The sequence below is a fragment of the Chromobacterium alticapitis genome (assembly GCF_002924365.1).
GTDB lineage: Bacteria > Pseudomonadota > Gammaproteobacteria > Burkholderiales > Chromobacteriaceae > Chromobacterium > Chromobacterium alticapitis.
Map to the genome: position 1 here is coordinate 14,376 of NZ_PQWB01000037.1, position 25,425 is coordinate 39,800.

19 protein-coding genes are annotated in these 25,425 nt (G+C 64.5%); 16 read left to right on the top strand and 3 right to left on the bottom strand.

The features are described from left to right. From dnaE to C2I19_RS10390, 8 genes are all read left to right on the top strand, one after another. Complete coding sequence (gene dnaE / locus C2I19_RS10355; protein ID WP_103902619.1) at positions 1–3,435, top strand: DNA polymerase III subunit alpha; 3,435 nt, start codon at positions 1–3, stop codon at positions 3,433–3,435. 507 nt (positions 3,436–3,942) lie between these two features. After that, positions 3,943–4,434 (top strand): 2TM domain-containing protein, encoded by a 492-nt coding sequence (locus tag C2I19_RS10360; protein ID WP_103902620.1) that lies wholly within the window; start codon positions 3,943–3,945, stop codon positions 4,432–4,434. A 627-nt stretch (positions 4,435–5,061) separates the two neighbouring features. Then, a complete protein-coding gene (locus tag C2I19_RS10365) occupies positions 5,062–5,871 on the top strand; it encodes a 2OG-Fe(II)-dependent halogenase WelO5 family protein (protein ID WP_199181137.1) in 810 nt (269 codons plus the stop codon). 29 nt (positions 5,872–5,900) lie between these two features. Further along, positions 5,901–6,686 carry a 2OG-Fe dioxygenase family protein gene (locus C2I19_RS10370; protein WP_103902621.1) on the top strand — a complete coding sequence of 262 codons (786 nt, stop codon included), beginning with the start codon at positions 5,901–5,903 and terminating at the stop codon, positions 6,684–6,686. A gap of 6 nt (positions 6,687–6,692) precedes the next feature. After that, positions 6,693–7,901 (top strand): ATP-grasp domain-containing protein, encoded by a 1,209-nt coding sequence (locus tag C2I19_RS10375; RefSeq protein ID WP_103902622.1) that lies wholly within the window; start codon positions 6,693–6,695, stop codon positions 7,899–7,901. Positions 7,902–7,952: 51 nt separating this feature from the next. Next, entirely contained in the window at positions 7,953–9,176 is a 1,224-nt protein-coding gene (locus tag C2I19_RS10380) for an ATP-grasp domain-containing protein (protein WP_103902623.1), read from the top strand. Between the two features lie 55 nt (positions 9,177–9,231). After that, entirely contained in the window at positions 9,232–10,731 is a 1,500-nt protein-coding gene (locus C2I19_RS10385; RefSeq protein ID WP_103902624.1) for an FAD/NAD(P)-binding protein, read from the top strand. A 67-nt stretch (positions 10,732–10,798) separates the two neighbouring features. After that, positions 10,799–12,022, top strand: coding sequence for an MFS transporter (locus C2I19_RS10390; RefSeq protein WP_146056776.1), 1,224 nt, complete (start codon positions 10,799–10,801; stop codon positions 12,020–12,022). Between the two features lie 5 nt (positions 12,023–12,027). Here C2I19_RS10390 and C2I19_RS10395 read toward each other — a convergent pair whose 3' ends face one another. Further along, positions 12,028–13,998, bottom strand: a complete 1,971-nt coding sequence (locus C2I19_RS10395) for a phosphocholine-specific phospholipase C (RefSeq protein ID WP_103902626.1) — start codon at positions 13,996–13,998, stop codon at positions 12,028–12,030. Between the two features lie 166 nt (positions 13,999–14,164). Between C2I19_RS10395 and C2I19_RS10400 the strand changes: the two genes are divergently transcribed. From C2I19_RS10400 to C2I19_RS10435, 8 genes are read left to right on the top strand one after another with little or no spacing between them, the layout of a single operon-like run. Next, positions 14,165–14,602 (top strand): GNAT family N-acetyltransferase, encoded by a 438-nt coding sequence (locus C2I19_RS10400; RefSeq protein ID WP_103902627.1) that lies wholly within the window; start codon positions 14,165–14,167, stop codon positions 14,600–14,602. A gap of 37 nt (positions 14,603–14,639) precedes the next feature. Beyond that, positions 14,640–14,825: a DUF485 domain-containing protein gene (locus C2I19_RS10405; RefSeq protein WP_103902628.1), complete on the top strand. Its 186-nt coding sequence runs from the start codon at positions 14,640–14,642 to the stop codon at positions 14,823–14,825. Then, positions 14,822–16,285, top strand: coding sequence for a sodium:solute symporter family transporter (locus C2I19_RS10410; protein WP_103902629.1), 1,464 nt, complete (start codon positions 14,822–14,824; stop codon positions 16,283–16,285). Before C2I19_RS10405 ends, C2I19_RS10410 begins: the two co-directional genes overlap by 4 nt. Positions 16,286–16,319: 34 nt before the next feature. Beyond that, the gene (locus C2I19_RS10415; protein WP_103902630.1) at positions 16,320–16,943 is read left to right on the top strand and encodes a glutathione S-transferase family protein; all 624 of its coding nucleotides are present in this window, start codon (positions 16,320–16,322) and stop codon (positions 16,941–16,943) included. Positions 16,944–16,979: 36 nt separating this feature from the next. After that, on the top strand, positions 16,980–18,899 hold the full coding sequence (locus C2I19_RS10420; protein ID WP_103902631.1) for a UvrD-helicase domain-containing protein: 1,920 nt from the start codon (positions 16,980–16,982) through the stop codon (positions 18,897–18,899). A gap of 15 nt (positions 18,900–18,914) precedes the next feature. Next, on the top strand, positions 18,915–19,427 hold the full coding sequence (locus C2I19_RS10425) for a cupin domain-containing protein (protein ID WP_103902632.1): 513 nt from the start codon (positions 18,915–18,917) through the stop codon (positions 19,425–19,427). 15 nt (positions 19,428–19,442) lie between these two features. Next, complete coding sequence (locus C2I19_RS10430) at positions 19,443–20,111, top strand: M15 family metallopeptidase (protein ID WP_103902633.1); 669 nt, start codon at positions 19,443–19,445, stop codon at positions 20,109–20,111. Then, a complete protein-coding gene (locus C2I19_RS10435) occupies positions 20,108–21,490 on the top strand; it encodes an FAD-binding oxidoreductase (RefSeq protein ID WP_103902634.1) in 1,383 nt (460 codons plus the stop codon). Before C2I19_RS10430 ends, C2I19_RS10435 begins: the two co-directional genes overlap by 4 nt. Before the next feature lie 47 nt (positions 21,491–21,537). Here the strand turns inward: C2I19_RS10435 and C2I19_RS10440 are convergent, their stop codons facing one another. Both C2I19_RS10440 and C2I19_RS10445 read right to left on the bottom strand, forming a co-directional pair. After that, entirely contained in the window at positions 21,538–23,379 is a 1,842-nt protein-coding gene (locus C2I19_RS10440; RefSeq protein ID WP_103902635.1) for a tetratricopeptide repeat protein, read from the bottom strand. A gap of 70 nt (positions 23,380–23,449) precedes the next feature. Further along, positions 23,450–25,327, bottom strand: a complete 1,878-nt coding sequence (locus C2I19_RS10445; protein WP_103902636.1) for a methyl-accepting chemotaxis protein — start codon at positions 25,325–25,327, stop codon at positions 23,450–23,452. Between the last annotated feature and the right edge of the window lie 98 nt (positions 25,328–25,425).

Consider the following 25,425-nt stretch of genomic DNA (forward strand, 5'->3'; position numbering starts at 1 on the left):
ATGAACGCACCTCGCTTTGTCCATCTTCGCCTCCACTCGGAGTTTTCCATCACCGACGGCATCGTCCGCCTCGATGACGCGGTCAAACGCGCCGTCAAGGAACAGATGCCCGCGCTCGGCGTGTCGGACCTGATGAATCTGTTCGGCATGGTCAAGTTCTACAAGAGCTGCCGCAACAAGGGCATCAAGCCCATCGTGTCCGCCGACATCTGGCTGGAAAACGAGGAGGACCGCGACAAGCCTTACCGGCTGATGTTGACGGCGAAGAACCGCGAGGGCTATCGCCGCTTGTGCGAACTGCTGACCGAGGCCTTCAGCCACAACCAGTACCGCGGCCGCGCCGAGATCAAGCGCGCCTGGCTGGAGAACGGCGACAACAGCAATCTGCTCTGTCTGTCCGGCGCGCATCTGGGCGACGTGGGCGTCGCGCTGTCCATGGGCCAGCGCGACGAGGCGCGCCGCCGCGCCGAATACTGGGAAAAACTGTTCCCCGGCGCCTTCTATCTGGAAATTCAGCGCGTGGACAGCCCACAGGTGGAAAACGTGGTGCAGGCCACGCTGTGGCTGGCCGGCGAAACCACGCTGCCGGTGGTGGCCACCCACCCCATCCAGTTCATGGACAAGGATGACTTCAAGGCGCACGAGGCGCGAGTGTGCATCGCCGAAGGCTACACCCTGGGCGACAAGCGCCGCCCGCGCAGCTTCAACGAGTGCCAGCACTTCCTCAGCGCCGACGAAATGGAAGCCCGCTTCGCGGACATCCCCGAGGCGCTGGCCAATACGGTGGAAATCGCCAAGCGCTGCAATATCTCGGTGGTGCTGGGCAAGAACTACCTGCCGCTCTTCCCCACGCCGGACGGCATGACCCTGGACGACTTCCTGGTGTACGAGGCCAAGCGCGGCCTGGAGGAGCGGCTGAAGCAGCTGTACCCGGACGAGGCCGAACGCGAGGCCAAGCGGCCCGATTACGACGCGCGGCTGAAGTTCGAGTGCGACACCATCATCCAGATGGGCTTCCCTGGCTACTTCCTGATCGTGGCGGACTTTATCCAGTGGGGCAAAGGCAACGGCTGCCCGGTGGGCCCCGGCCGGGGCTCCGGCGCCGGCTCTCTCGTGGCCTACAGCCTGTCCATTACCGATCTGGACCCGCTGAAGTACGCGCTGCTGTTCGAGCGCTTCCTGAACCCGGAACGGGTATCCATGCCCGACTTCGACGTGGACTTCTGCCAGGAAAACCGCTGGCGCGTGATCGAGTACACCCGCCGCAAATACGGCGAGGAGGCGGTGAGCCAGATCGTCACCTTCGGCACCATGTCGTCCAAGTCGGTGATCCGCGACGTCGGCCGCGTGCTGGACCTCCCCTTCGGCCTGTGCGACCGCCTGTCCAAGCTGATCCCGCTGGAGGCCAACAAGCCGCTGAGCCTGGACAAGGCGATGCAAGTGGAGGCGCAGATCGGCGAGATCATCGAAAGCGAGGGCGCGCAGGAGCTGATCGAGCTGGCGATGAAGCTGGAAGACCTGACCCGCGGTCTGGGCATGCACGCCGGCGGCGTGTTGATCGCGCCGGGCCGCTTGACCGACTTCTGCCCGCTGTACATCGCCAGCGGCGAAGGCGCGTCTCCCGTTTCGCAGTTCGACAAGGACGACGTCGAGCAGATCGGCCTGGTGAAGTTCGACTTCCTGGGCCTGCGCAACCTCACCATCATCGAGCTGGCGCAAAAGTACATCAAGGACATCACCGGCGAGGAGGTGGACGTCGCCCACCTGCCGCTGGACGACAAGCCGGCCTACAAGGTGTTCGCCACCGCCAACACCACCGCCGTGTTCCAGTTCGAATCCACCGGCATGAAAAAGATGCTGGTGGAGGCCAAACCGAGCAAGTTTGAGGAAATTATCGCCTTCGTGGCGCTGTATCGCCCGGGCCCGATGGACCTGATTCCGGACTTCATCCAGCGCATGCACGGCGCCAAGTTCGAGTACCTGCACCCTCTCTTGGAGCCGGTATTGGCCCCGACCTACGGCATCATGGTGTACCAGGAACAGGTGATGCAGTCCGCCCAGGTGATCGGCGGCTATAGCTTGGGCGGCGCCGACTTGCTGCGCCGCGCCATGGGTAAGAAAAAAGTCGAAGAGATGGTGGCGCAGCGCGCCATGTTCGTGCAGGGCGCGGCCAAGCAGGACATCCCGGAGTCCAAGGCTAACGAAATCTTCGACTATATGGAGAAGTTCGCCGGCTACGGCTTCAACAAATCGCACGCCGCCGCCTACGCGCTGGTGGCCTACCACACCGCCTGGCTCAAGGCCCACCACTGCGCGGCCTATATGGCGGCGACCATGTCCACGGAATTGGACAACACCGACCAGCTCAAGGTGTTCTACGACGATTGCCAGGACGCCAAGAACGGCATCACCTTCCTGCCGCCGGACGTCAACCACAGCTTCTACCGCTTCGTGCCGGTCAGCCGCAAGGAAATCCGCTACGCGCTGGGCGCGATCAAGGGCACCGGCGAATCGGCGGTCGACCACATCGTCTCCGCGCGCCAAGCCGGCGGTCCCTTCACCGACCTGTTCGATTTCTGCAAGCGAACGGACAAGAAGCTGGTCAACAAACGAGTGATCGAGGCGCTGATCCGCGCCGGCGCCTTCGACGCCATCGAAGCCAACCGCGCGCTCTTGTTCGCCAACGTCGGCCTGGCCATGGAAGCGGCTGAGCAGGAACACGCCAACGCCAATCAGGGCGGCCTGTTCGACATGTTCGGCGACGACGTCGCGCCGGCGGTGGCGATGGTGGCCACCCGGCCGTGGAACGACGCGGTGAAGCTGGCCGAGGAAAAACTGGCCATAGGCTTCTACCTGTCCGACCACCCGTTCTCGTCCTATGAGAAAGAAGTGCGCGGCTTCATCAAAACCACGCTGTCCCGCCTCAGCCCGCGCAAGGAGCCGCAGCTGTTGGCCGGCTTCGTCACCGGCATCCGCGTCAAGGTGGGCAACCGCGGCAAGATGGCCTTCGTCCAGCTGGATGACGGCACCGCCAAGCTGGAAGTCAGCCTGTTCGCCGAGAGCTTCGAGCTGAACCGCGACAAGCTGAAGGAAGACATCGTGCTGGTGGTGGAAGGCAAGGTCAGCGAGGACAGCTTCTCCGGCGGCCTGCGCATCATCGTGGACAAGCTGCACACCCTGGGCGAGGCGCGCAGCCGCTACGCGCGCGGCCTGTCGCTGCAGCTGCCGGCCAAGCCGGACATCGCCCGCCTCAAATCCGAGCTGCACCCCTTCAAGAGCCTGGACGCCGGCTGCCTGGTGCGGCTGGCCTACAACAACGGCCAGGCCCGCGGCGAGCTGATGCTGCCCCAGGAATGGGGCGTGCGCCTGGACGACGGCCTCTTGCTGTCGCTGAGCGACTGGCTGGGCGAAGGCAAGGTCAAGGTGCTGTGGTAGGGCGGAAGCCTCGCATCCCGCGGGGCGTTCCGCCGATCGCAACGACACAGCCATAGCGCGGCTTGGCCATGCCAGCGAACAACGCTGGACCAACCGCTCTTATGGATCGCGGGCATGGCCGGAACGGCCTAACCCGCGCTACGAAACTGCGACACATGGCGACAAGCGGCGGAACGCCCGGCAAACCGGGCTTCCGCCCTACCGCTGACTCATGGGCATGGTCTGCACAGCCAAGCCGCGCTACCTGACTGAACCGCTCCGCCCCCGCGCCGCCATTCGCTCCAACGGCGGCGTTTTTCATTCCGGCTTGCCTCCTTGCTAGCCGATACTCATGTCATTACCATGCAAATGGCGTTTCAACCGCGGCCGGAGGCCTCTACGATCCCCCCGGCAAAACCTAAGCCAGACGGGCATTGGCGGGCCGCTGTCGTCTGTCTGTCGCCCCACTGTCCTTGTCCATGCGGGCGAGCCAAGCCACACTGCCCCCAGTGATCCAACGGAGGTTTTATGCTGATACAGAAACTGAGACTGCAACGCGGCTGGTCGCAACAACAACTGGCCGGTCTGAGCGTGCGGACCATCCAGCGCATCGAGCGCGGCCAGGGCGCCAGCGTTGAGTCGCTGAAGTCGCTGGCCTCCGTATTCGAGATCGACTTCTCGGAACTCAACCAGGAGCTAGCCATGACCGACTCGACCACCCCAGACGCCGTCGCAGCCCCCATCGTCTCCCGCGACCTGGAGGAAATGCTGGCCCTGCAGCACGTGAACCGGCTAAAACGCTTCTACCGCCAGTTGGCGCAATATGCTTTGGTAATGATGCTGCTGGCCGCCGTCAATCTACTGACTTCGCCACACCAGCTGTGGGTGGTCTGGCCGGCGCTAGGCTGGGGCATAGGCCTGCTGCTGCAAGCGGTCAGCACCTTCGAGCTTTTACCCATACTGGGGCCGGACTGGGAGCGGCGGCAGGTGGAAAAACGACTCGGCCGCAAATTGTCTTAACGAGGCGAATCGCATCGCAGACATTATCTGAGCGCCCCCGTACTACGAGACGTTAATCCGCGCGACAAAACCGTGCGTGCGATGAGCTGCGGCAAAGCCCCTCTCCCCTCGCGGGAGAGGGGTTGGGGAGAGGGGGCTAACGGATCGCGCGCCGGCTGCCATGGACACCGAACTCACCGCCTCCAGCGCGCCCATGGCGACAAGCGGCGAAACGCCCGGCAAGCCGGACTTTCGCCCGACTTTTATCCGTTCGCGCCAGCCCTAGCGCGGCTTGATGTTTTACTCCAGCTAGACGCCGTCCGACTTTCCGCCAGGCCGCGTTCATCATTGCAGCCATAGTTCGGATTAGCCCTATCCCTCCCCGCAAACAACGTTCCCCCGCTCGTTGACCAGCCTCACATATCGATTGCGGCCGGGTCTGGCAGGCCACGGCCTGCGGCCAACGGCGGCAAAACCCCTCCCGACATGCGACGCTCTCCCTTGAGAGCCGGCGTGCTCTTATCTCCATTCTTTGCTTTTCTATTGCGGTCGCTGCGGTTTTAGCCACAAACCAGAGACTCCTCTTTAAAATGACATTGAAATAGTATACATTTGTCATCTTAATTTTTCTAACTAGACCTCTCTGGCATGGAAATGGAAACTTTAGAAACGATTCGCCTCACCACTCCGGCACATGCCGGATGGTCAGCAGGTCCCGCAGAGGAATTGACTCGCGCCAGCCTGCACCAACTGTTCACCAACCAGATCCCGTTCATCCGGCTGCGAAACTTCGCCTCTGTGGCGGAGTGCGAGCAATTGGTCAAGCAGGCCGGCCGCTACGGCTTTAGCCCTTACCGCGGCGTAGAGCCGCAGATCAACAAGATCGGCATCACCGTTTTCGAATACAACCGCTTATCCCAAGAGCGTTACTTCTCCGATGCCGCAGCCGCAACCACTCAGCTGCAAGACATCTTCGACAACAGCTTCGATCCGATTGAGAGGCTGATGGGACAAATTCAACATGCCGGGATGCACGCCATCGTCGCGCGCCGCGGAAACGGCCAGCCTTATTACGCCGGCCTGGTCCGCCGCATCGAGAACGGCACCCTGCTCCACATCGACTTCGCGCCGGCTGAACAGCAAGAGTGGGAAGTCGCCGGCATTACGCATCAATTAGCATGGAACCTCTACTTGCGGACCTCCGAGGACCAGGGCAAAACCCATATCTACAACCGGCAATGGACGCCGCAAGATGACGTATTCCGCGACGGAACCTATGGCTACGATCCGCAGGTAGCCGCAGGCTGCCAGCAAATCAGCTTCCAACCGCGTCCAGGCGAGCTCGTCATCTTCAACACGCGCAACTTCCACTATGTGGATCCGACACCTGACGAGCGCGTGACGGTCACCTCCGCCATAGGCCGGATCTCTGACGACGAAACGGTATTCTGGTCCTGACCCTCCCCGACACACCCGCAAACAAAATCATGCCTGCCACTACACATATCGAGGACTTGCGGCAAACCATCGCCGCCCTGGTCAAGCAACAAGGCTATGCCCACGTCAGCTCGAACAACGCCATTCGCCTGCTGGCCGAGGCAATACCGGGTATCGAACAGCATCTGCCCTCTTATTTGGAGCAGTGGGACCACTTGCCGCAAGACCGCTTCATGGCGGACGGCGGCCTGTACCGCTATCGCCGATTCAATTGCCTGGGAGCCGAGCGGCGCGATGGCCAGATGCTTTTCACCTCGCAGCCACAACGTCCGTTCTATCAGTCGACGGAATTCAACACGCTCAACGGCGGCATCGAACGCATCTATGAAGGACTGGACGAACAGGATCTGGCGCACCCGGTATATCGCGCGCTGCTTGCCGCCTCCAGCCGCATCATAGACGCGCTGCACCCGGCACCCGCTTGGGACATTGAATTGCATCCGATTCGCACAGCCTGCGCGCCGGGCTGCGCTGGCGAGCCCACGCCCGAAGGCATTCATCAGGACGGCGTCGATTACTTTTTCGCCATTCTGATCCATCGCCAGAATGTCGAAGGCGGCGTCAGCGAACTGCAGGACGAACACCACGCCCAGGTATGGCAGGCGCCCTTGCTGAACAGCATGGAATTCCTGCTGGTGGACGATCGCCGCATGTATCACGGCGTCTCTTCATGCCTGGCCGCGAATAACGCCCCCGGCTGGCGCGATGCGCTCATCCTCAACTACCGCCTCCCCAAAGGCGCGCCTTCCCGCCACGCATCGTGGCAACAAGGATAAAAATCCATGCAACAGAAACACGTGCTGGTGGTCGGCGGACGCGACCATACTCTAGACAAGCTGGACAAGCTGGGCGTCCGTTACTCCATGATGCAGACGCCGGACTTGGTGACGGATAAACAAGTGCGCGACTCGGAACGCTACGTCGTGATGGATTATCGGGATGTCGAGGAAGTCCTCTTGGTTGCTCGGGCCTGGCATGCCAAAGATCCGTTCGACGCCATCGTGTCGCTAGCGGAATACGGCATGCACGCCGCCTCGCTATGCGCGATTGATTTGCAACTGCCTGGCGACAACCTGAGCGCGGTGCAACTTACCCGGGACAAAATCCACATGCGCGCGGCCATGGAGCAGCATCGACTCAGCCCTGTGCGCTACCAAACCTGCGCTCGCCTGGAAGATGCGCTGGCCTTCCTCCATAGTCTGGACGGCCAGCCCATGGTGCTCAAGCCGTTCGACGGCGGCGGCAGCGAGGGCGTGTTCTACGTGGAAAACGAGGCGGCATTGCGCGAGCGCTGGCCGCTGACCCAGGCCGCCACGGCCAGCCCCATCCTGGCTGAGGAATTTCTGGAAGGGCCGGAATTCAGCGTGGAATCGATTTCCCGCAACGGCCGCCATGAAATCGCGATCATCACCGAAAAAATCACCACCGAGCTACCCACCTTTGTCGAGTTGGGCCATCAGGTGCCCGCCCGTCTGGCCCCAGCCGACAAGGCCGCGATAGAAAGCCTGGTGCTTGGCTTCCTGGAGGTCGTCGGACAACGCACCGCCCCCGCGCACACGGAAATTCGGCTCACCCGCAGCGGCCCCCGCATCATCGAATCGCAAACCCGGATCGGCGGCGACCAGATCTGGGAGATGTGCGAGATGGTCAGTGGCGTAGACCTGATGAGCGAAACAATCTGCGAACTGCTCAGCCTGCCGCAACCGCCCCGCCAGCCGGTCGCCTCTGCCGCCGCCATCCGTTTCTTCCCGCTCCAGCATGCGCGCATCGTCAAGGTGGAAAACCTAGAACAGGCTGAACGCGCTCCAGGCATTGTCCGCGTCAAATGCACTTTGAAGCCGGGCCAAGAATTGGGGCGCCTCAGCGGCTCTGACTCTCGCCAAGGCTATGTGCTCTGCACGGGTAAAGACATTGACGAGGCCATGCTCAACGCCGAAACCGGCCGCGATCTGGTCAAGGTCGAATGGGAACCGCTTCCGGCGACCGTCTGAAACTGAAACGCTACTCGCCCGCAATAGCGGGCGAACCCAAGGCAAAACTCCATGCGCGCACTGTTACTCGCCCCACCTAAAATCATTCTGCAAAACAGCTCGGCGGACTGGGCCTCCGCCACCGGCGGAGATGCGGTCCTTTTCACCGACGCCGCCGAACGGGAGGCCATCGTCGCCCATGCCGGCAGCGCCTTCGCCGAGATCCGCTTCTTCAAGGACTTCAACAATAACGGTCTGGTGGAAAAGCAGGCCCTTGACATGCATCGGGCAGCCCCGTTCCGCAATGTGATCGCGCTTGCGGAAAGCGACGTGCTGCGCGCGGCCAGGCTGCGCCAGAAATGGAATCTCGGAGGGTTGACGCCAGCCGACGCCGTCTTCTTTCGCGACAAATTCGAGATGAAGAAGCGCGCGCGCGCCGCCGGCGTCCCGGTTGCCGACTTCCAACTGAGCCACACCCCGCTCGACCTGCTGGATTTCATCGGTGTCCATGGCTACCCCATTGTCGTCAAACCGGTAGACGGCCGCGGCTCTTCCGGTGTGCAAGTGCTTCGCGACGAAGCCATGTTGGAATCGTATCTAGAATCCGGCGCGGCCGTTCTGGGCAAAAGCCCGCTGACCGAAAGCTTTGTGCCAGGCGAGATGTATCAGGCCAACGGCCTCTATCTGGACGGCAAGCTCGTACTGCTGTCCTGCGTGCAATGCGTGCACTCCAACCTGGAGTTTCTCAACGGCGAATGGCTAGGCTTGAAAATGCTAGACCCTGCCGGCGAGCTATGGGGCCGCCTGGATGCCTTCGCGACGGACCTGCTGCAGCGCGTGCTGCCCATGCCGCCGAACGGCCTATTCCACATCGAGATATTCCACACGCCGGACGGGCAGCTATACCTGTGCGAGGCCGCCTGCCGACTAGCCGGCTGCCTGGCCAACGACCAAATTCGACACGCTTTCGGCATCGACGTGCGGATGGAGTACATCCGGTCGGAATGCGGCTATCCGCAACGGCTGACGACGGAAAGGCCCCGCCCGGCGAAAATGATCGCAGAACTGAACATCCCGCCCCGCCCCGCTCTGCTGCGCAGCCTGCCCGGGCAGGCGCCGCAGCCATGGGTAGCGTTCTACAAGCGCAACGCCAGCCCCGGACAGGAATACCGGAAGATGGCGTTCACCAATGGCGAGATCGCCAGCCTGCTGATCACCGGCGCCGACGAAGCGGAATTGGCACAGCGCTTACAACAAGCGGCCACCTGGTTCGAACGCGAAACCATCTGGGACTGAGCCTCCCTCCAGGCCCGCGCGCGGCGCGGGCCTCCCATGACACTCCATTCTCCACATGAGCCACGACAAACACTGCATCGCCATCATCGGCGTCGGCGCCGTCGGCGTGTCCATGATCATTCATCTGGTCAAGGATCTGATTGCCAGCCGCGCCGCCGCCACCGAAATTCTCGCCTTCGAGCGTTCCGGCCGTTTCGGCACCGGCGTAGCCTACCAGCCCGACTTGGACGCCGCGATTCTGAACCGCACCCGACACAATATGTCGGCGCAGCCGCAATACCCTGCGGACTTCGCCAATTGGCTGGCGCGCCAACCTGACCCGGACTGCGCAGACGCGGACTATCTACCGCGCCCGCTGTTCGGCCGCTACCTGCAGGATGCCCTGCAACAAGCGGTCGATCTCGCGGCGACCACTGGACATCGGGTTCGGCTGATCCCGGCCGAGATCATCGACGTCAAGCGGCAAGAGGACGTCTACCTATTGCTCTCCGATCGGGATACTTGGCGAGTCAAACACCTGATCCTCGCCACCGGCAACCAGCGCTCGGGCCAATTCCTGCATCTTCGAGACAAACCGGGCTACCGCCACAGCCCCTACCCGCTCGTCCAGACTTGCCGCGCCATACATCCGGAGCAACGCGTCGCCATTATCGGCTCCAGGCTGAGCGCGGTGGACACCGTCATCGCACTCAGCCGCCAAGGCCACCGCGGTCCGATCACGCTGATGTCGCGTCAGGGATATCTGCCGATGGCGCAACTGCCGCAAGCCAACGCGCCGCTTCGCTATTGCACTGTGGAGCGGATCGCCGCCCAAAAAACCGCCTGCGGCGGCTGGCTGAGCTTGCGCATGGTATTTCGCCTGGTACTGAAGGAGCTGAGCGCGGCGGCAGGCTGCCGCTTCAGCGCGAAACGACACAAACCCTTGAAGGGCGACGCCGCCGCTCTGCTTGATCTCGACATTCAAGCCTTGGATGCCGGGCCTCGAAACTGGCAGGCCGTCTTCGTCGCCCTGAACGCCGTCATCGATGAACTCTGGCGCTCGCTACGGCCTCAGGATCAACAGCGTTTCCGCGACTTCGGCTACAGCCGCTTCATGGCTCTGCGGGTGCCCATTCCTCTGCCCAGCGCCTTGACCCTGCAAAAGCTGCTGAAGCGGGAGCAGTTGGAAATCCGCTCAGGCATCCGTCGGATCGACCATGCGGATGGCGGCTTCCTCGCCCAATTCGAGGATGGCTCGCAGGCGATGTTCGATATCGTGGTCAATGCGACCAGCTCCGACAATCGCCTGCAGAATACGGCGGACCCGCTCTATGCGGCCTTGCTGCGCGAACAGCTCGCTATCGCCCACCCGCTTGGCGGCGTGGAAGTCGACTGGGCCGATAACCAGGTGCTGGCGCCATCCGGCGCGCCATCGGGCGGACTCTACGCTGTGGGCAACATGACATGCGGCACGCATTTGTTCTGCAGCGTGTACGAAACCAATACCCGCCATTGCCAACGCATCAGCCGCCAGCTGACCGAACGCTTGCATCGCCCGGCCACTCATCCAATATAATGATAAAAACATAAAACGCACATCCCACTCACAACTGCCGCCGAATCGGTCCGCGGAGAAGACACTCTTGACGAATTTGCTACGCAATCTGCAAAAACTATCGCCCGCCACCCAATGGCTGCTGTTCATCAGCTTCACCTTCAACATTGGCAGCTTCGTGATCGTGCCGTTCATCGCAGTGTATTTGCACACGCAACTCGGGTTTTCTCTGGCCTTTGTCAGCGTGCAGTTGACCCTGAAGCTGTTTTCCCAACGCGGCATGATGCTATTGGGCGGCATAGTCTCCGACCGACTCAACACGCGGCTTGCCATGGCGCTGGGCTGTCTGCTGCGGATCAGCTCGTTTTTCCTCTATGCCCTGGGCCGAGACGCCATCTCCATCAGCGTCGCCTCACTGACCTTCGGCTTGGCCAGCGCGCTTTTCGTGCCCGCCTCAAAATCCGCGCTGAGCCAGACCGCGGCGCCAGGGGGGCGTACCCTGCTGTTTTCGCTGCGCAGCACCGCCAACAATCTAGGCATGGCTCTGGGCGGCCTGCTTGGATCGGCATTGATCGCCTTGCCGCCGCTCGCGTTGTTCAGCGCCGCCGCCGGCGTGCAATCTATATGCGCGCTGCTGCTGTGGCTGCCACGACTAAGCCTGTCGATGGCCATGGCGACGCCAGACCGAGGCAGCCGCGCTGTCGCGGCCTGGCGCCCCCTCGTTTCAATGCTAGGCAATCCAATCATTCTGCAAATGGCCGCGCTGTACATCATCTACATTGCCTTGTACGCGCAACTGGAGTTCACTTTGCCGCTAGCGGCCGCCAATTTGTTTTCCAGCAAAAGCGTCGGCCTGCTGTTCTTTTGCAATACCGCCACCGTGTTTCTGCTGCAGATTCCGCTCAACTACTATCTGGGCCGCAGATTCAGCCTGCCGCGGATGATCGTGCTCGGCTTCGTCTGCATCGCGCTGGCCATGGTCGGCTTCCACTTCGCGCCGCCGCTGGCGGCCTTCCTCGCGCTGATTTCGATCTATACGCTGGGAGAAGTCATCATAGATCCGGCCATAGACGCCATGGCATCGTCCCAAGTCGCGGAGCATCAAACCGGCACCCTGTTCGGACTGCTGGGCAGCGGCGCCATGGCGGGCGGGCTGCTTGGAAACTGGCTTGGCGCAACCGGCTTCGCCCCGCCGGGAGGCGGTGGCTTCTGGCTGGTCTGCGCCGCCATAGCCGCCTCCGCCTGCCTGCTCTTGCTGCTGCCCGTCGCCCGCTTCTCTCCCGGCAGGCTGGGCTATCAACGCAAGGCCTGACCGGATCAACCGCTCACGCTGACCGCGCCGGTTTCCACATGGCCGGCCAGGCGGCGCACGAAATTGCTTTCGCCCACGCAGCTCACGGTCAGGTCGTACCAGCCGGCGGTGGACGCCAGATTCCAGCTCAGCAGCTGGCTGCCGCCCGCCGACACCGCCACCTGCTGCGCCGCGCCGCCGCCGTAGCCGTTGGCGCTGACCAGGAAGGTGGCTGCCTTGCCGCCCGGATTGCTCAATTGCAGCGTCAGCTGCGGCGCGCCGGCCGCCACGGACACCGAACTCACCGCCTCCAGCGCGCCCATGGCGCTGTGCAGATTGCCGACAAAGCGGCGCAAGAAACCGTTCGGGCCGTACAGCGTCAGGTCGTAGAAGCCGCCGCCATAGGTCTGGGCGTGGAAGTAGTCCTTGATCTCGGCGCCGGCAGCCACGTCGTATTGCCACGGACCGTCGCTACGGTACTGGTTGGCGTAGATCGAGTAATGCGCGGCCTGCTGGCCGCCGTTCTGCAGATGCACCCAGAAAATCCCGGTGGACAGCTCGGTGCTGCCATAGGCGTTGCACTGGTAAGGCAGCGGCCGCGCCGGCTTGCGGCCGGCCTCCGGTTGCGGCATCTGCCCCGGCACCGGCGCGCTGGGCTTGGGCCAGTTCTTGGTCTGCAGCGCCTGGGTCAGCAGGGCCGAAGCATCCGGGAAGGCCGGCACGCTGACATTGCTGCTGCCGAAATCCAGCGCCGTGGTCAGATCGCCGCAGATCTGCCGCCGCCAGGCCGAGATATTGGGCTCCTGCACGCCGCTCCAGGTTTCCAGGAAGCGGATCACCGAGGTGTGGTCGAATACCTGCGAGCAGACATAGCCGCCGCGGCTCCACGGCGACAGCACCAGCATGGGCACGCGCGGCCCCAGGCCTATGGGCGCGCCGGACACGAACTCGTCGGCCGTGCCGGACGGCGGCACCGGCGGCGGCAAGTGGTCGAAGAAGCCGTCGTTTTCGTCGTAGTTTAGCAACAATACGGTAGAGGCCCACACGTCGGGATTAGCCGTCAGCGCCTGCAATACCTGATCTATCAGATAGGCGCCGGCGGCCGGCGAGGCGCTGGGGTGTTCGGAATAATCCTGCGGCGCGACGATCCACGACACCTGCGGCAGCGTGCCGTTGACCGCGTCCTTGCGTATCGCCGCCGTCAAATCCGCCACCGAGTTGCCGCTGATCTTGGGCACCGAGCTCATGCCGCGGTCGTACAGCGGATTGCCCGGCTTGGCGCCGCGGTACTGGTTGAACCAGGCCAGCGCGTTGTCGTCGAAATTGTCGCCCAGCACCTGGTACACCTTCCAGCTGACGCCGGCGTTCTGCAGCCGCTCCGGGTAGGTGGTCCAGCTATAGCCCTTCTCGCTGTTGTCGGTCACCGGGCCGCCCTTGCCGCCCTGCGGATTGATGGAGCCGCTCCACAGATAAAGCCGGTTGGGGTTGGTCGGTCCCTGCACCGAGCAGAAATAGTGGTCGCAAATGGTGAAGGCGTCGGCCAGCGCGTAGTGGTAGGGAATGTCGGCGCGGTTGAAGTAACCCATGGTCATCGCCGTCTTGGCGCCCACCCAGCCGTCGTACTTGCCGTTGTTCCAGGCGGCGTGCGTGCCGGTCCAGGAGTGGTCCAGATCGCCCAGGTACTGCGCGCTGGTGCGGCCGGTATCGAGGTGGAACGGAAACTCGGTGGACAAGAGATGCGGCTGGCGGAACACGCTGTTGCCGTTGCGCAGCTGCAGCGCGCTGCGGTCGCCGAAGCCCCGCACGCCGCGCAGATTGCCGAAGTAATGGTCGAACGACCGGTTTTCCTGCATGAACACCACGACATGCTTGACCGCGGACAGGCTGCGGCCAGCCGGCTTGACGCCCATGGCGGCGGCCAGGCCGGGCGGGATGGCGCCGGCCGCGATACCGGCGGCCGACAGCTTGAGAAACTCGCGACGCGACAACTCGCTCATGACAACGCTCCGGAAAAGTTCAGGGTGGGCTGAAGGGCAAAACAGCGCGCAGTGTGCGCAAGCAATATGATGCTTTCATTAAGAAACGCATCCCGGCCGGCTTTGCCCGGCGCGCGCCATCGTTTACCCTTGCCCCTTCTCTTCATCCCTTACTCAGAATAGCCCCATGAAACTGCGCCAGGTCCGCCGCGCCGATCTCGCCGCCGTCTTCGCCATCGAACAGGCGGTGTTCGGCAGCCACGTCTATCCCGATTTCTTCTTCCGCCAGGCGCTGGACCTCTGGCCGGACTGGTTCTGGCTGGCCGAGGACAAGGCCGGCAAGCCGGTAGGCTACGCCTTGGGCGCGCCCAGCCAGCAGCCGGACGAGCTGTGGCTGCTGTCGCTGGCCCTGCTGCCGGAATCCCGCGGCCGGGGCGCGGGCAAGGCCTTGATGCAAGCCGCGCTCAGCGCCATGATGCCGCGCGCCAGCGGCATCCGGCTGACCGTGGACCCCGCCAATCCGGCGGCCGCGCTGTATCGCCGGCTCGGCTTTGTCGAAACCGGCCGCGAGGACGACTACTTCGGCCCCGGCGAGCCGCGCTTGCTGATGCGGTGGCAGCCCTAAGGCGCTACACTCGGACTTTTGCCCGAATGAAGCGCGCATGAAGTATTTGCTGGCCCTGCTCGCCGCGGCCGTCTGCCTCGGCTATTACCTGATCCTGGCGCTGCGCCCGGCCTGGCTCGCCGCCAGCCTGGGCGGACTGCCCGCCTCCATCGTCCTGGCGCTGGCCGCCATGCTGCTGTTCTGCCTGATCGCCGCCGTTTACTGCCGGGGAGCGCGACGATGAGCCTGGCGCAAATCCTGTTCCTCGCGCTGACGCTGCTGACCCTGGCGCTGACCGCCGCCGCGCGCCGCCGCACCGTATCGCTGGGCGACTTCTACACCGCCGGCGGCCGCGTGCCGGCTTGGCAGAACGGCCTGGCGCTGGCCGGAGACTATTTATCCGCCGCCGCCTTCCTCGGCGCGGCCGGCATGTATCTGGGCCAAGGTTATGACTCGCTGGCCTATGCCGTGGGCACCCTGGCCGGCTGGCCGCTGCTGTTGCTATTGCTGGCGGAGCCGCTGCGGCGGCAGGGCCGCTACACCGTGGCCGGCATCCTGAGCCAGCGCTTCGACCACGCCGGCGTGCGCCTGGTCGGCATCGCCGGCTCGCTGACAGTGACGCTGTGCTATCTGATCGTGCAGCTGGTGGGCGCGGGCAAACTGATCGAACTGCTGTTCGGCCTGCCTTATCTCGCCGCAGTGGGCCTGGTGGGCGCGCTGATGATGGCCTACGTGGCGCTGGGCGGCATGCTGGCCGCCACCTGGGTGCAGATGAGCAAGGCCGCCCTGCTGTTCGTCTGCGCCCTGCTGCTGGCCGGCGGCGTGCTCGCGCGCTACCACGGCAGCCCGGCCGACTTGTTCGCCGCGGCGGAAAAACTGCGCGGCGCGGCCGTATTCCTGCCCAGCAAAAGCCTGTCCGACCCGGTCGAAGTGTTGTCGCTGGGACTGGGCCTGAGCCTGGGCCTATTGGGCTTGCCGCACGTTTTGATGCGCTTCTTCACCGTGGCGGACGAAGCCGCCGCGCGGCGATCGGTAGGCATCGCCACCTGGCTGGTGGCGGCCTTCTTCGTGCTGAACCTGATCATAGGCTACGGCGCGCTGGCGCTGGTCGGCCCCGATCCGCAGTTTCACGGCGCGGACGGCAAGCTGCTGGGCGGCGGCAATATGGCGGCCCTGCACCTGGCCGAGCTGCTGGGCGGCGACTTCGCCCGCGCCGCCGTGGCGGCCGTGGCCTTCGCCACTATCCTGGCCGTGGTGGCCGGCCTGACCCTGGCCGGCGCCAGCGCGGTCAGTCATGATCTGTACGCCGGCTGGCTGAAACGCGGCCAAGCCGATCCGCGGCGCGAGCTGCGGGTTTCGCGGCTGGCCACGCTGGGCTTGGGCCTGGCGGCCATGTTGCTGTCCACCGTGTTCCAGCAGCTGAACATCGCGCTGATGATGGGCCTGGCCTTCGCCATCGCCGCCTCCGCCAATTTTCCGCTGCTGCTGCTTGGCCTGCGCTGGCGCGGCCTCACCGCGCGCGGCGCGGTGTGGGGCGGCGCGGCGGGCATCGCCACCTCGCTGCTGCTGATCGTCTGCGGGCCGGCGGTGTGGGTGGGCGCGCTGGGCCACGCGCAGCCGCTGTTCCCGTATTCCAACCCGGCGCTGTTCTCGCTGCCGCTGGCCTTCGCCGCGGCCTGGCTGGGATCGCGCCGGACGAACTAAGATGATGTCTACGCATGAAAAGAAAGCTATCGCAATGAGCAATCTGACCCTCTACGGCAACCGCTACTCCGGCCACAGCTACAAGGTGCGGCTGGCCCTGGTGCTGGCCGACATCTCGCACGACTACGCCCACATCGACCTCGCCCAGCCGCGCGAGGAGCGCCCGGAAGACTTCCGCGCCGCCAGCCGCTTCGGCGAGGTGCCGGTGCTGGTGGCCGACGGCGTGCCGCTGTGCCAATCCAACGCCATCCTGCAATGGTTGGCCGACAGCTACGGCGCGCTGGGCGGCGCCCTGGGCGAGCGCCAGCGCGTGCGCGAATGGCTGAACTGGGAAACCAACCGCCTGGGCATGTCCCTGCCCAATCTGCGCTACTCCCGCCTGATGGCTCACTACGAGCCGGCGGTGGAGGCCTGGCTGGAAGCGCGGCTGCGCGACGACCTGGCCGTGCTGGAAGCAGAGCTGGCCGAGCGCCGCTACCTGGCCGGAGACCAGATCAGCATCGCCGACGTGTCGCTGAGCGCCTATCTGTGGTGGCTGGCCGACGCTGGCCTGGACATCGCGGATTGGCCCAACATCCAGGCCTGGCTCGCCCGCATCGCCGCCCAGCCGGGCTGGCAGCATCCGGACGAGCTGATGGCGGCCGACATCCCGGCCTAACAGCCGCGCCGAAGCAGAACTCCCCCACAGGCAAGCATGAGCACATTTCCTTCAGCAGAGCAGCAGGACATTCTGAATCATCAGCGCGGCAATCTGCTGATCGAAGCGGCAGCGGGCAGCGGCAAAACCACCATCCTGGCCCACCTGGCTGCGCAATATGCCGGCATCGGTGAGCAGGTGCTGGTGCTGACCTTCAGCCAAAGCGGCAAAGCCGCCTTTGAAGAACGGCTGAAGGCTATCAGCGGCAGCGGCAACATCGCCGCCAGCACCTTTGGCGAATACTGCCTGGCCGCCTCCCGCCGCCATCTGCCGGACGACAAGTATCTGGCCAATCTGGAGTGGGTACTGGAAAATATCATTCCCAGTCTGATCTCCACGCTGAATCGCAGCCTAGCCGACCTCGGCCATGAGCAACTAGCCACCGACGAAGAAGGCGCGCGCGACCTGATCGACACCATCCAGCGCATCAAGAACGGCCGCCTGCAACATTGGCTGGCCGAGGTGAGCGACCCAGAGGAAATCGAGGATGCGATAGAACGCCCCTACTCGGTCTGGTTGGCATTTTTTGAATACGAAAAACTGCGCAACAGCTATGCGTTCCAGCACAACGGTCGCAAGCATCTGGGTTTTCGCCTGCTGGAGGATGTCTGCCACGACCTGCTGGACGCCGCCGACAACAATCTGCTGGATAGTGAGGGCGGCTTTCAACAAGCGTACGTATTCATCGATGAATTCCACGACACCACGCCCTTGCAACTTGACTGGATCAAAGCCTGGAGCCGGCGCAATAAGCGCGTTGTCGTCGTCGGCGACCGCGACCAGGAGCTCTACTTCTGGCGCGGGGCCAATGCTCAGACCGTGTTTCAGAAGTTTCGCGAACGATTCGCGCCGGTGACCATACTGCCGCTGTCCAGCTCCTACCGTTTTGGCCCACTACTGGCGCAACGCTGCCAGGCACTGCGCGGCAAGGGCTTAGCGCCCTTGTCGGGACAAGGCGGGCCAACCCGCATCATCGCCAGCCGGGCAGAACTCGCTAGTCTGCTGCGGACCGCTGCCTTGCCGCTGGCGCACACCGCCATTCTGGCGCGCGACCGCAGCCAGACCATCGCCAGCCAACTGGCGCTGGCCGAAAACGATATCCCGTTCTACACCCTGGACAAGTGGCCGTGCTGGCGCAACCGAGAAGGCCGGCTGATCCAAATGCTGGCCCAATTGATCGACCCGAGCTGGAGACTGTATTCCCTGCGCCAGATCGAGCAGGAGCCGCGCAAGAGAGAATTCGAAGCCCGGCGCTGCGCCGCGCTGGCGCAAAGCTTACTCAGTCTGCCTGGCTGGAGCCTGACGGAGGAGCGCAAAAACGGCTGCCTGGCCGAGGCCATCAGCCCAGCTAATCTGAAAATGCTGTTTTCCCTGCTGATCCAGGAAGCGCCGCCCGCGCATGAGCCGATGCGCAGCCAAGGTCTCAGGCTGTACCAGGCCCTGCAATGCTTGCTCGACTCTCCGGCCCAGCAGCCGCTGGCCAACACGCTCACCTCTTTCGCCCAAGCCTGCAAGCTGGAGGCCATGCTGCAATCGTTCACCCCGCGCGGGGAGGCGGCCAACAGCCGCTGGCACAGCTGGCAGGCTTTGCTGGCTTATATCCGCGCCAAAAACTTTAGCGCCAGCGGCTGGCTGCAACACTGCAACAAGCTGGATCAGATGCATCACAAGACGACATCCAAAAATATCGAGCAGGCCTTGGCCGTCGGTTCGGTGTTCCACGCCAAGGGCAAAGAGTGGGAGCATGTGATTCTGACGGGCTTGGCCGAACAAGACTTCCCGCTGCGACAAGCTCCCCTCCAAGAAGAGCGGCAGCGGGCTTACGTTGCCGCCACCCGCGCCAGAAGCCTGCTGACTTTACATTGCGACGCGGCAAAAAATCCCAGCCGGTTTTTCAAACAACTTAATGGCGAATAGCCAAGGTCCCTCTCAATGTCCCGTCCCAACTGCGTCAAACACTGGCGAGAACTGGAAAACCCCGAAGCGGGCCGCTATCCGGACAGTCGGGAAGAAATGGGCTATGCCGCCCGTTTCGGCCAGCATTTCGGCTTTGCCCGGCTGGGCGTCAACCATCTGCGGCTGGAGCCGGGCCGCCGCAGCAGCCTGCCGCATTGCGAAAGCACCGAGGACGAATTGATCCTGGTGCTGGAGGGCGCGCCCGACGTGTGGCTGGACGGCGCGCTGCATCGCTTGCAAGAAGGCGATGCCGTCGGTTTCAAGGCCGGCGATGGACTGTGCCACACCTTCATCAACAATACCGAGCAAACCGTGCGCCTGCTGGTGGTGGGCGATACCCGCCGCGCCGACAACCGCTACCACTACCCGCTCAACCCGGAACGCAACGCCGCGGCCGGCGCGGAGCACTGGTCCGACGCGCCCGCGCGGCCAAACGGCAGCCACGACGGCCTGCCGGATAAGCTGCGCGAAAACAACGGGCTGTTTTGAAAGCCGCCAGACGCCATGCTGACCTTAGCCGACCTGAAACTGCTAGCCATCCCCATCGCCAACCAGGACGAGCCTTTCGTCGATCTCGCAGCTTACCCGGACTGGCTGGCGGACCTGAGCCGCAGCCAGATTTCCAGCCGCAGCCCGCATTTCCTGAAAGCCCGCCGCGCGGTGGCCGAACGGCTGCGCGAAGCCGCGCGCCAGTTGCCGGACGGGCTGCGCTTTTGCGTGAAGGAGGCCTATCGCCCGCTAGCCAGACAGCAGCGTTCCTACGACGAGCATCTGGCCCGGCTGCGCGACCTCAAGCCAGGGCTGGATGAGACCGCGCTGCTGCGCGAGGCCAGCCTATACGTCGCGCCGCCGGCGGTGGCACCTCATCCCACCGGCGCGGCGCTGGACCTGACGCTGACGAATGTCGCCGGACAAGAATTGGACATGGGTTGCCCGTTCAACGCCGACAGCGAGGAGTCGAACGGCGCCTGCTACACCGATTGCGCAGCCATTTCCGCTCAAGCCCGCGCCAACCGCGACATCCTGATTAACGCCATGCGTGCAGCCGGTTTCGTCAACTATCCGTCCGAGTGGTGGCACTGGTCCCATGGCGACCGCTACTGGGCGGCCGTCACCTGCGCGCCCGCCGCCCTCTATGCCGCTGTCGAAGAAAGCGCGCTGGATACGATATGAACGATTTCCTGGCCCAATTGGCCGCCATCGTCGGTCCGCAACACCTGCTGACCGATGACATCGACACCGCGCCGTTCACGCTGGACTGGCGCCGCCGCTACCAGGGCGCGCCGCTGGCCGTGGCGCAGCCGGGTTCGACGCAAGAAGTGTCGGCCCTGGTCAAGCTATGCCGCGCCCATCGCGTCGCCATCGTGCCGCAGGGCGGCAACACCTCAACCTGCGGCGCGGCCACGCCGGACGCCAGCGGCCGGCAGCTGGTCGTCGCGCTGAGGCGGCTGAATGCCGTGCGCCATGTCGATACCGACAACAACGCGCTGACGGTGGAGGCCGGCGTCACCTTGCAAGAGGCGCAACAGGCGGCGGAAGCGGCCGGCCGGCTGTTTCCGCTAGCGCTGGCCTCGCAGGGCACGTGCCAAATAGGCGGCAACCTGTCCACCAATGCCGGCGGCGTGGCGGTGCTGCGCTACGGCACCATGCGCGAGCTGACCCTGGGGCTGGAGGCGGTGCTGCCGGATGGCCGCGTGCTGAGCCAGCTGCAAGGCCTGCGCAAGGACACCACCGGTCTGGACCTGAAGCAGCTGTTCATCGGCGCCGAAGGCCAGCTGGGCCTGATCACCGCGGCCACCTTGAAGCTGTTTCCGCTGCCCAGCGCCCACGCCACCGCCATGATAGGCCTGGCGGACATCGAAACGGCCATCGCCTGGCTGAACCGGCTGCGCGACCGCTTCGGCGACCGTCTGACCGCGTTCGAGGTGATGGATGCCAACTGCCAGCAGGTGCTGCTGCGCCATCATCCCTCGTTGATGCCGTTTACTGCGCCATGGCTGGTATTGATCGAGCTGTCCGACGGCGGCGGTGCGGCCGAGCTCAACGACGCGCTGGTGCGCTGGCTGGCGGAGCAGGACATGCTGGACGGCGTGTTGGCGCAGAACGAAACCGAGCGGCGCAAGCTATGGACCTTGCGCGAGGAGATATCGGAAAGCCAGCGCAAGGATGGCCCCAGCATCAAGCACGACATCGCGGTGCCGACTTCCGCCCTGCCGCGGCTGGTGCGCGATTGCGCGGCGGACCTGGACAAGGCCTTTCCCGGCGTGCGCATCGTCGCCTTCGGCCATGCCGGCGACGGCAATCTGCACTACAACGTCAGCTTCACCCGCCCCGGCAACGCGGACTTGTTCGAAGACGAAGATGCCGTCAACGCCATCGTCTACGACCACGTCTACCGGCTGGGGGGCACGCTGGCGGCGGAGCACGGCGTCGGCCAGCTGAAAAAAGACTGGCTGGCCCGCTATAAAGATCCGCTGGCGCTGGAGCTGATGCGCGGCATCAAGCGCGCGCTGGACCCGGACGGGTTGATGAATCCGGGGAAGTGGCTGTAAAGGCCCCCTCTCCCGAGAGGGGAGAGGGGTTGGGGAGAGGGGGCGGCTCAGACCGCCAATCGGCCGGCCAAGCCCTCCCATGTCTCTCCTCGCCGCCGCCTCTCCAAGGTCAAGGACGCGTACCACGCCGTGACGTCGCCACCCTGCCCCCAGCGCCAGTCCACATGCTCGTCCGCCAGCAGCACGCGGCAAGGCTGGCCCAGCGCGCCGGCCAGATGCGCCAGCGCCGTGTCCACGGCGATCAAGCCGTCCAGCGCCGCCAGCAACGCAGCGCTGTCGGCGAAGTCCCGCAGGCCAGACCCCAGTTCCAGCAAGCCATTGCCAAGCAGCCACGCCCGCTCGGCCTCGGTCGGCTCCGGCTGCAGCGAAATCCAGTTGATGCTGCTGTCGGCCAAGAGCGGCAACAAAGCCTCCGGCCCCGGCAAGGAGCGGCAATGATCGAATGGGTGTTCGGCGCGGCCGCGCCAGACCAGGCCGATATTGCGGCCGGCTGGCAAGCGCTCGCGCCAGGCCTGCCACTGGGCCGGGTCTGCCTCCAGATAAGGCGCGCCAGCCCGCGGTTCGAACTCACGCAGCGCCCATGGCAGACTCATCGAGAAAACATGGCAATCGTGCGGCGGAAACTCGGCCGGATAGCCGCTTCCCAACGACAGCCATTCCACTTGCGGCCATTGCCGAACGAACAAGGGCAGCAGCGGCGCTCGACAGAGCGCGATGACGCGCGCCGCGCCGCGCGCGAGCAGCGGGACCAGATAGCGGCTGAACTGTATGGCGTCGCCATAGCCCTGCTCGAACAACACCAGCAGCCGCCGGCCCGCCAGGCTTTCGCCCTGCCAGCGCGGCGATGGCAGGCTGGGATAAGCCGCCGCCTCCAGCCTGGCCTCGTGATGCTCCCAGCCGGCCTGCCACTCTCCGCGCGCCAATCGCAGATAGCCCAGGTTCTGCCGCAAGCGGCGATGCTTGGGCGCTATGGCCAGCCCGCGCGCCCATGCCGCCTCGGCTTCATCTCCCCGCGCCTGATCCGCCAGCGCGACGCCTAGCAGGCACAGCCAATCGGCATGATCCGGCGCTTCCGCCGCGGCTTGCCGCGCCAGCGCCTCGGCCTCCGCGGCGCGGCCGGTGGCGCACAATAGCGCGGCCAGATTGGGCAGCGCCGCATCCGCTTGCCTGGCATAAACGCCGCGCAGCAGCGCTTCCGCCTCCTCCCAGCGCCGCTCCGCCATCAGCAGTACGCCCAGATTATTGCCGGCGGCCGCATGGCCAGGCTCCAAGCTCAGCGCGCGCCGCAGCATCGCCTCAGCCTCATCGGCCGCGCCTTGCTCCGCCAGCGATTGGCCCAGCAGTTGCAAGGCTTCCACGTCCTCCGGCGCTTGCTCCAGGCAGGCTTGCAGTTGACGCGCCGCCTCTTGCGCCGCGCCGCGCTCGCGCAGCAGCCTGCCTAACTGGTAATGCGCGGCGGCGGACGGATGCGCGGCCAGCCGGCTACGGAAGCAGGTTTCGGCCTCGGCCAACCGGCCGGCGTCCTGCAACAGATTGCCCAGATTGCCCAGGCTGGATGGATGATGCGGATCGCGCGTCAGCTCCGCGCGGTAGTACGCCTCGGCCTGCGCCGGCTCGCCCCGCTCCTCGCTCAGGCAGCCCAGGTTGTACTGCGCGTCCGGCGTCGCGGAATCCAGCGCCAACGCCTGTCGCCAGCAATGCTCGGCCAGCAGCGGCTGCTCCAGCCCGGCGGCGCAGACGCCCAGCAAATTCCAAAGCGGCGCGTTGCAGGGTTCCGCCTGCAGGCCTTGTTGCGCCGCGCGCAAGGCGCCTACCAGATCGCCATCGGCCAACAGCTTGGCGGCGCTCAGGGCATGGGAAGAAAACGGGATCATCACGCGTTTGGCCATAAAAAAGGTTCGTCCGGATCATCAACGCAAAAACGCCGCCTGGCAAGGCGGCGTTTCGGAGCGGCCGGACTTACAGCCGGAACTTGTTGAACTCGGCATCCATCTTGCCGGCGTTGCCGGCCAGGCCTTGCAGCGTGCTGCTGACGTTTTGCAGCACGTCGTCGTTCTCCAGCACGTGGCCGTTGATCGCTTCCGAGCTTTGCGCGATCAGGGTGGTGGCCTTGTGCTGCTCCTGGGTGGAGTTGGAAATCTCGCTCATCTTGGCCACCACCTCGCGCATGGACTCGCGGATGGCGGCTATCTTGCCCACCGCCTCGCGGGTCAGGCCCACGCCCTCGTCCACCGCCTGCACCGTGCTGTTGACGTCTCCCACCGCGCGGCCGGTTTCCTCGCGGATGGCGCCCACCATATTGGAGATCTCCAGCGTGGCCTGCGCGGTGCGCTCGGCCAATTTTCGCACCTCATCCGCCACTACGGCGAAGCCGCGGCCCTGTTCGCCGGCGCGCGCGGCCTCGATGGCGGCGTTCAGCGCCAAGAGGTTGGTCTGGTCGGCGATATCGCGGATCACATTGGTGATGCCGGAAATTTCCTGCGAGCGCTTGTCCAGCGAGGCCAGCATCTCCTCCAGCCCGCGCACCGACTGCACGGTATTTTCCATGCCGCTGGACAGCTGCTGCATATTGTCGGAACTCGCGGCCAAATGATGGCCGGTGGCGCTGGCCAGCTCGTCGGCCTGGCGCGCGCTGTCCGCGATGTGGGAGATCGACACGGTGATCTGCTCCAACGTGGCCGCGTTGGACGATGACACGTCGGAAATATGGCGCGAGCTCTGCGCGACATTAGCCACCAGCTGGCTGGCGTCCTGCACGCCGCCCACCACGCCCTCTGCGTCTACCTTCAGGCCGCGGAACAGCTGGCCCAGCTGGGCGACAAAGGTATTGAAGGCGCGCGCGGTGGCGGCGATTTCGTCTTGGCCGTCGTCTTTCAGCCGCAGCGTCAGGTCGCCCTGGCCGCGCGCGATGTCTTCCATCGCCGCCTTCAGGCGCACCAGGCCGGCCAGCATCTTGCCTATGATCATGCTGGAGAACGGGATCATCAGCGCGAACACCAGCAGGGTCAGCCCGCCTATGGTGTACAGCAGCTTGTTCAGCGGCGCCAGGATCACGTCCTTGTCCGTCGCCAGCGCCAGAATCCAGCTAGTGCCGGGGATGGCCCGGGCGGAAATCAGCATGTTCTTGCCGCCGATGCTCATGTCCGACGCGTTGGCGCTTTGCGCCAGCTGGGCCAGCCGCTCCGCCGTGAGTTCCGGCACCACGCTGGCGATGGATTTCAGCGTCAAGTCGGCTTGCGGGTGGGCGATGACGGTGCCCTTGGCATCGACGATGAAGGCGTAGCCGTCGCCGCGCACCTTCATCGACAGCACGGACTTGACCAGCGTGTCCACCATCACGTCGCCGCCCACCACGCCGGCGAAGGCGCCGTTATGGTTGAACGGGGCGGCGATGGTGACGGTCAGCTTCTTGGAGGCTTCGTCGACATAGGGCTCGGTGACGATAGCTTGGCCGGCGGCCTGGGCCTGCTTGTACCAGTCTCGGTCCGCCACCTTGTAGTCGGCCGGGGCGGTCCAGTCGTCGGAAAACAGCGAATGGCCGTCGGCGTAGCCCGCATAGTTGACGTTGAAGCCGCCGGCCTTGCTGCCCACTTTGAGGAAGCGCAGCGCGTCGGCCTCGTTGGCCACGCCGGTCTGGGCGACGATTTGCTGCTTTTTCTCGGCCAGCCAGGTGGTCACCACCGCGCTCTGCCCTTTCAGGCTGGCGGAGAATTCATTATCCAGGCCGTCCAGGATTTCCGATCGCATCTGCATGAAGACGATGCCGACCAGAACCAGGCCGAACAAGGCCATCAGCAAGGCGTTGAGCGCTATCAGGCGACTGCGGAGTGATTTCATGTGCTTCCCTTTTCCACGCTGTGTTGAGCCAGGCCAAACCGGCATTCCCAAGCAGAAGACGCGTGCGAGGCCACTAGGCCATGCCAAGGCACGGCGCT

Excerpts from the sequence above, each read along its gene's own strand:
- C2I19_RS10360 (WP_103902620.1), top strand. The coding sequence starts at position 3,943 with ATGCTGATACAGAAACTGAGACTGCAACGCGGCTGGTCGCAACAACAA.
- C2I19_RS10420 (WP_103902631.1), top strand. The coding sequence starts at position 16,980 with ATGAGCACATTTCCTTCAGCAGAGCAGCAGGACATTCTGAATCATCAG.
- dnaE (WP_103902619.1), top strand. The coding sequence starts at position 1 with ATGAACGCACCTCGCTTTGTCCATCTTCGCCTCCACTCGGAGTTTTCC.
- C2I19_RS10405 (WP_103902628.1), top strand. The coding sequence starts at position 14,640 with ATGAAGTATTTGCTGGCCCTGCTCGCCGCGGCCGTCTGCCTCGGCTAT.
- C2I19_RS10415 (WP_103902630.1), top strand. The coding sequence starts at position 16,320 with ATGAGCAATCTGACCCTCTACGGCAACCGCTACTCCGGCCACAGCTAC.
- C2I19_RS10385 (WP_103902624.1), top strand. The coding sequence starts at position 9,232 with ATGAGCCACGACAAACACTGCATCGCCATCATCGGCGTCGGCGCCGTC.
- C2I19_RS10395 (WP_103902626.1), bottom strand. The coding sequence starts at position 13,998 with ATGAGCGAGTTGTCGCGTCGCGAGTTTCTCAAGCTGTCGGCCGCCGGT.
- C2I19_RS10425 (WP_103902632.1), top strand. The coding sequence starts at position 18,915 with ATGTCCCGTCCCAACTGCGTCAAACACTGGCGAGAACTGGAAAACCCC.
- C2I19_RS10445 (WP_103902636.1), bottom strand. The coding sequence starts at position 25,327 with ATGAAATCACTCCGCAGTCGCCTGATAGCGCTCAACGCCTTGCTGATG.
- C2I19_RS10430 (WP_103902633.1), top strand. The coding sequence starts at position 19,443 with ATGCTGACCTTAGCCGACCTGAAACTGCTAGCCATCCCCATCGCCAAC.
- C2I19_RS10440 (WP_103902635.1), bottom strand. The coding sequence starts at position 23,379 with ATGGCCAAACGCGTGATGATCCCGTTTTCTTCCCATGCCCTGAGCGCC.
- C2I19_RS10380 (WP_103902623.1), top strand. The coding sequence starts at position 7,953 with ATGCGCGCACTGTTACTCGCCCCACCTAAAATCATTCTGCAAAACAGC.
- C2I19_RS10410 (WP_103902629.1), top strand. The coding sequence starts at position 14,822 with ATGAGCCTGGCGCAAATCCTGTTCCTCGCGCTGACGCTGCTGACCCTG.
- C2I19_RS10435 (WP_103902634.1), top strand. The coding sequence starts at position 20,108 with ATGAACGATTTCCTGGCCCAATTGGCCGCCATCGTCGGTCCGCAACAC.
- C2I19_RS10400 (WP_103902627.1), top strand. The coding sequence starts at position 14,165 with ATGAAACTGCGCCAGGTCCGCCGCGCCGATCTCGCCGCCGTCTTCGCC.
- C2I19_RS10365 (WP_199181137.1), top strand. The coding sequence starts at position 5,062 with ATGGAAATGGAAACTTTAGAAACGATTCGCCTCACCACTCCGGCACAT.
- C2I19_RS10375 (WP_103902622.1), top strand. The coding sequence starts at position 6,693 with ATGCAACAGAAACACGTGCTGGTGGTCGGCGGACGCGACCATACTCTA.
- C2I19_RS10370 (WP_103902621.1), top strand. The coding sequence starts at position 5,901 with ATGCCTGCCACTACACATATCGAGGACTTGCGGCAAACCATCGCCGCC.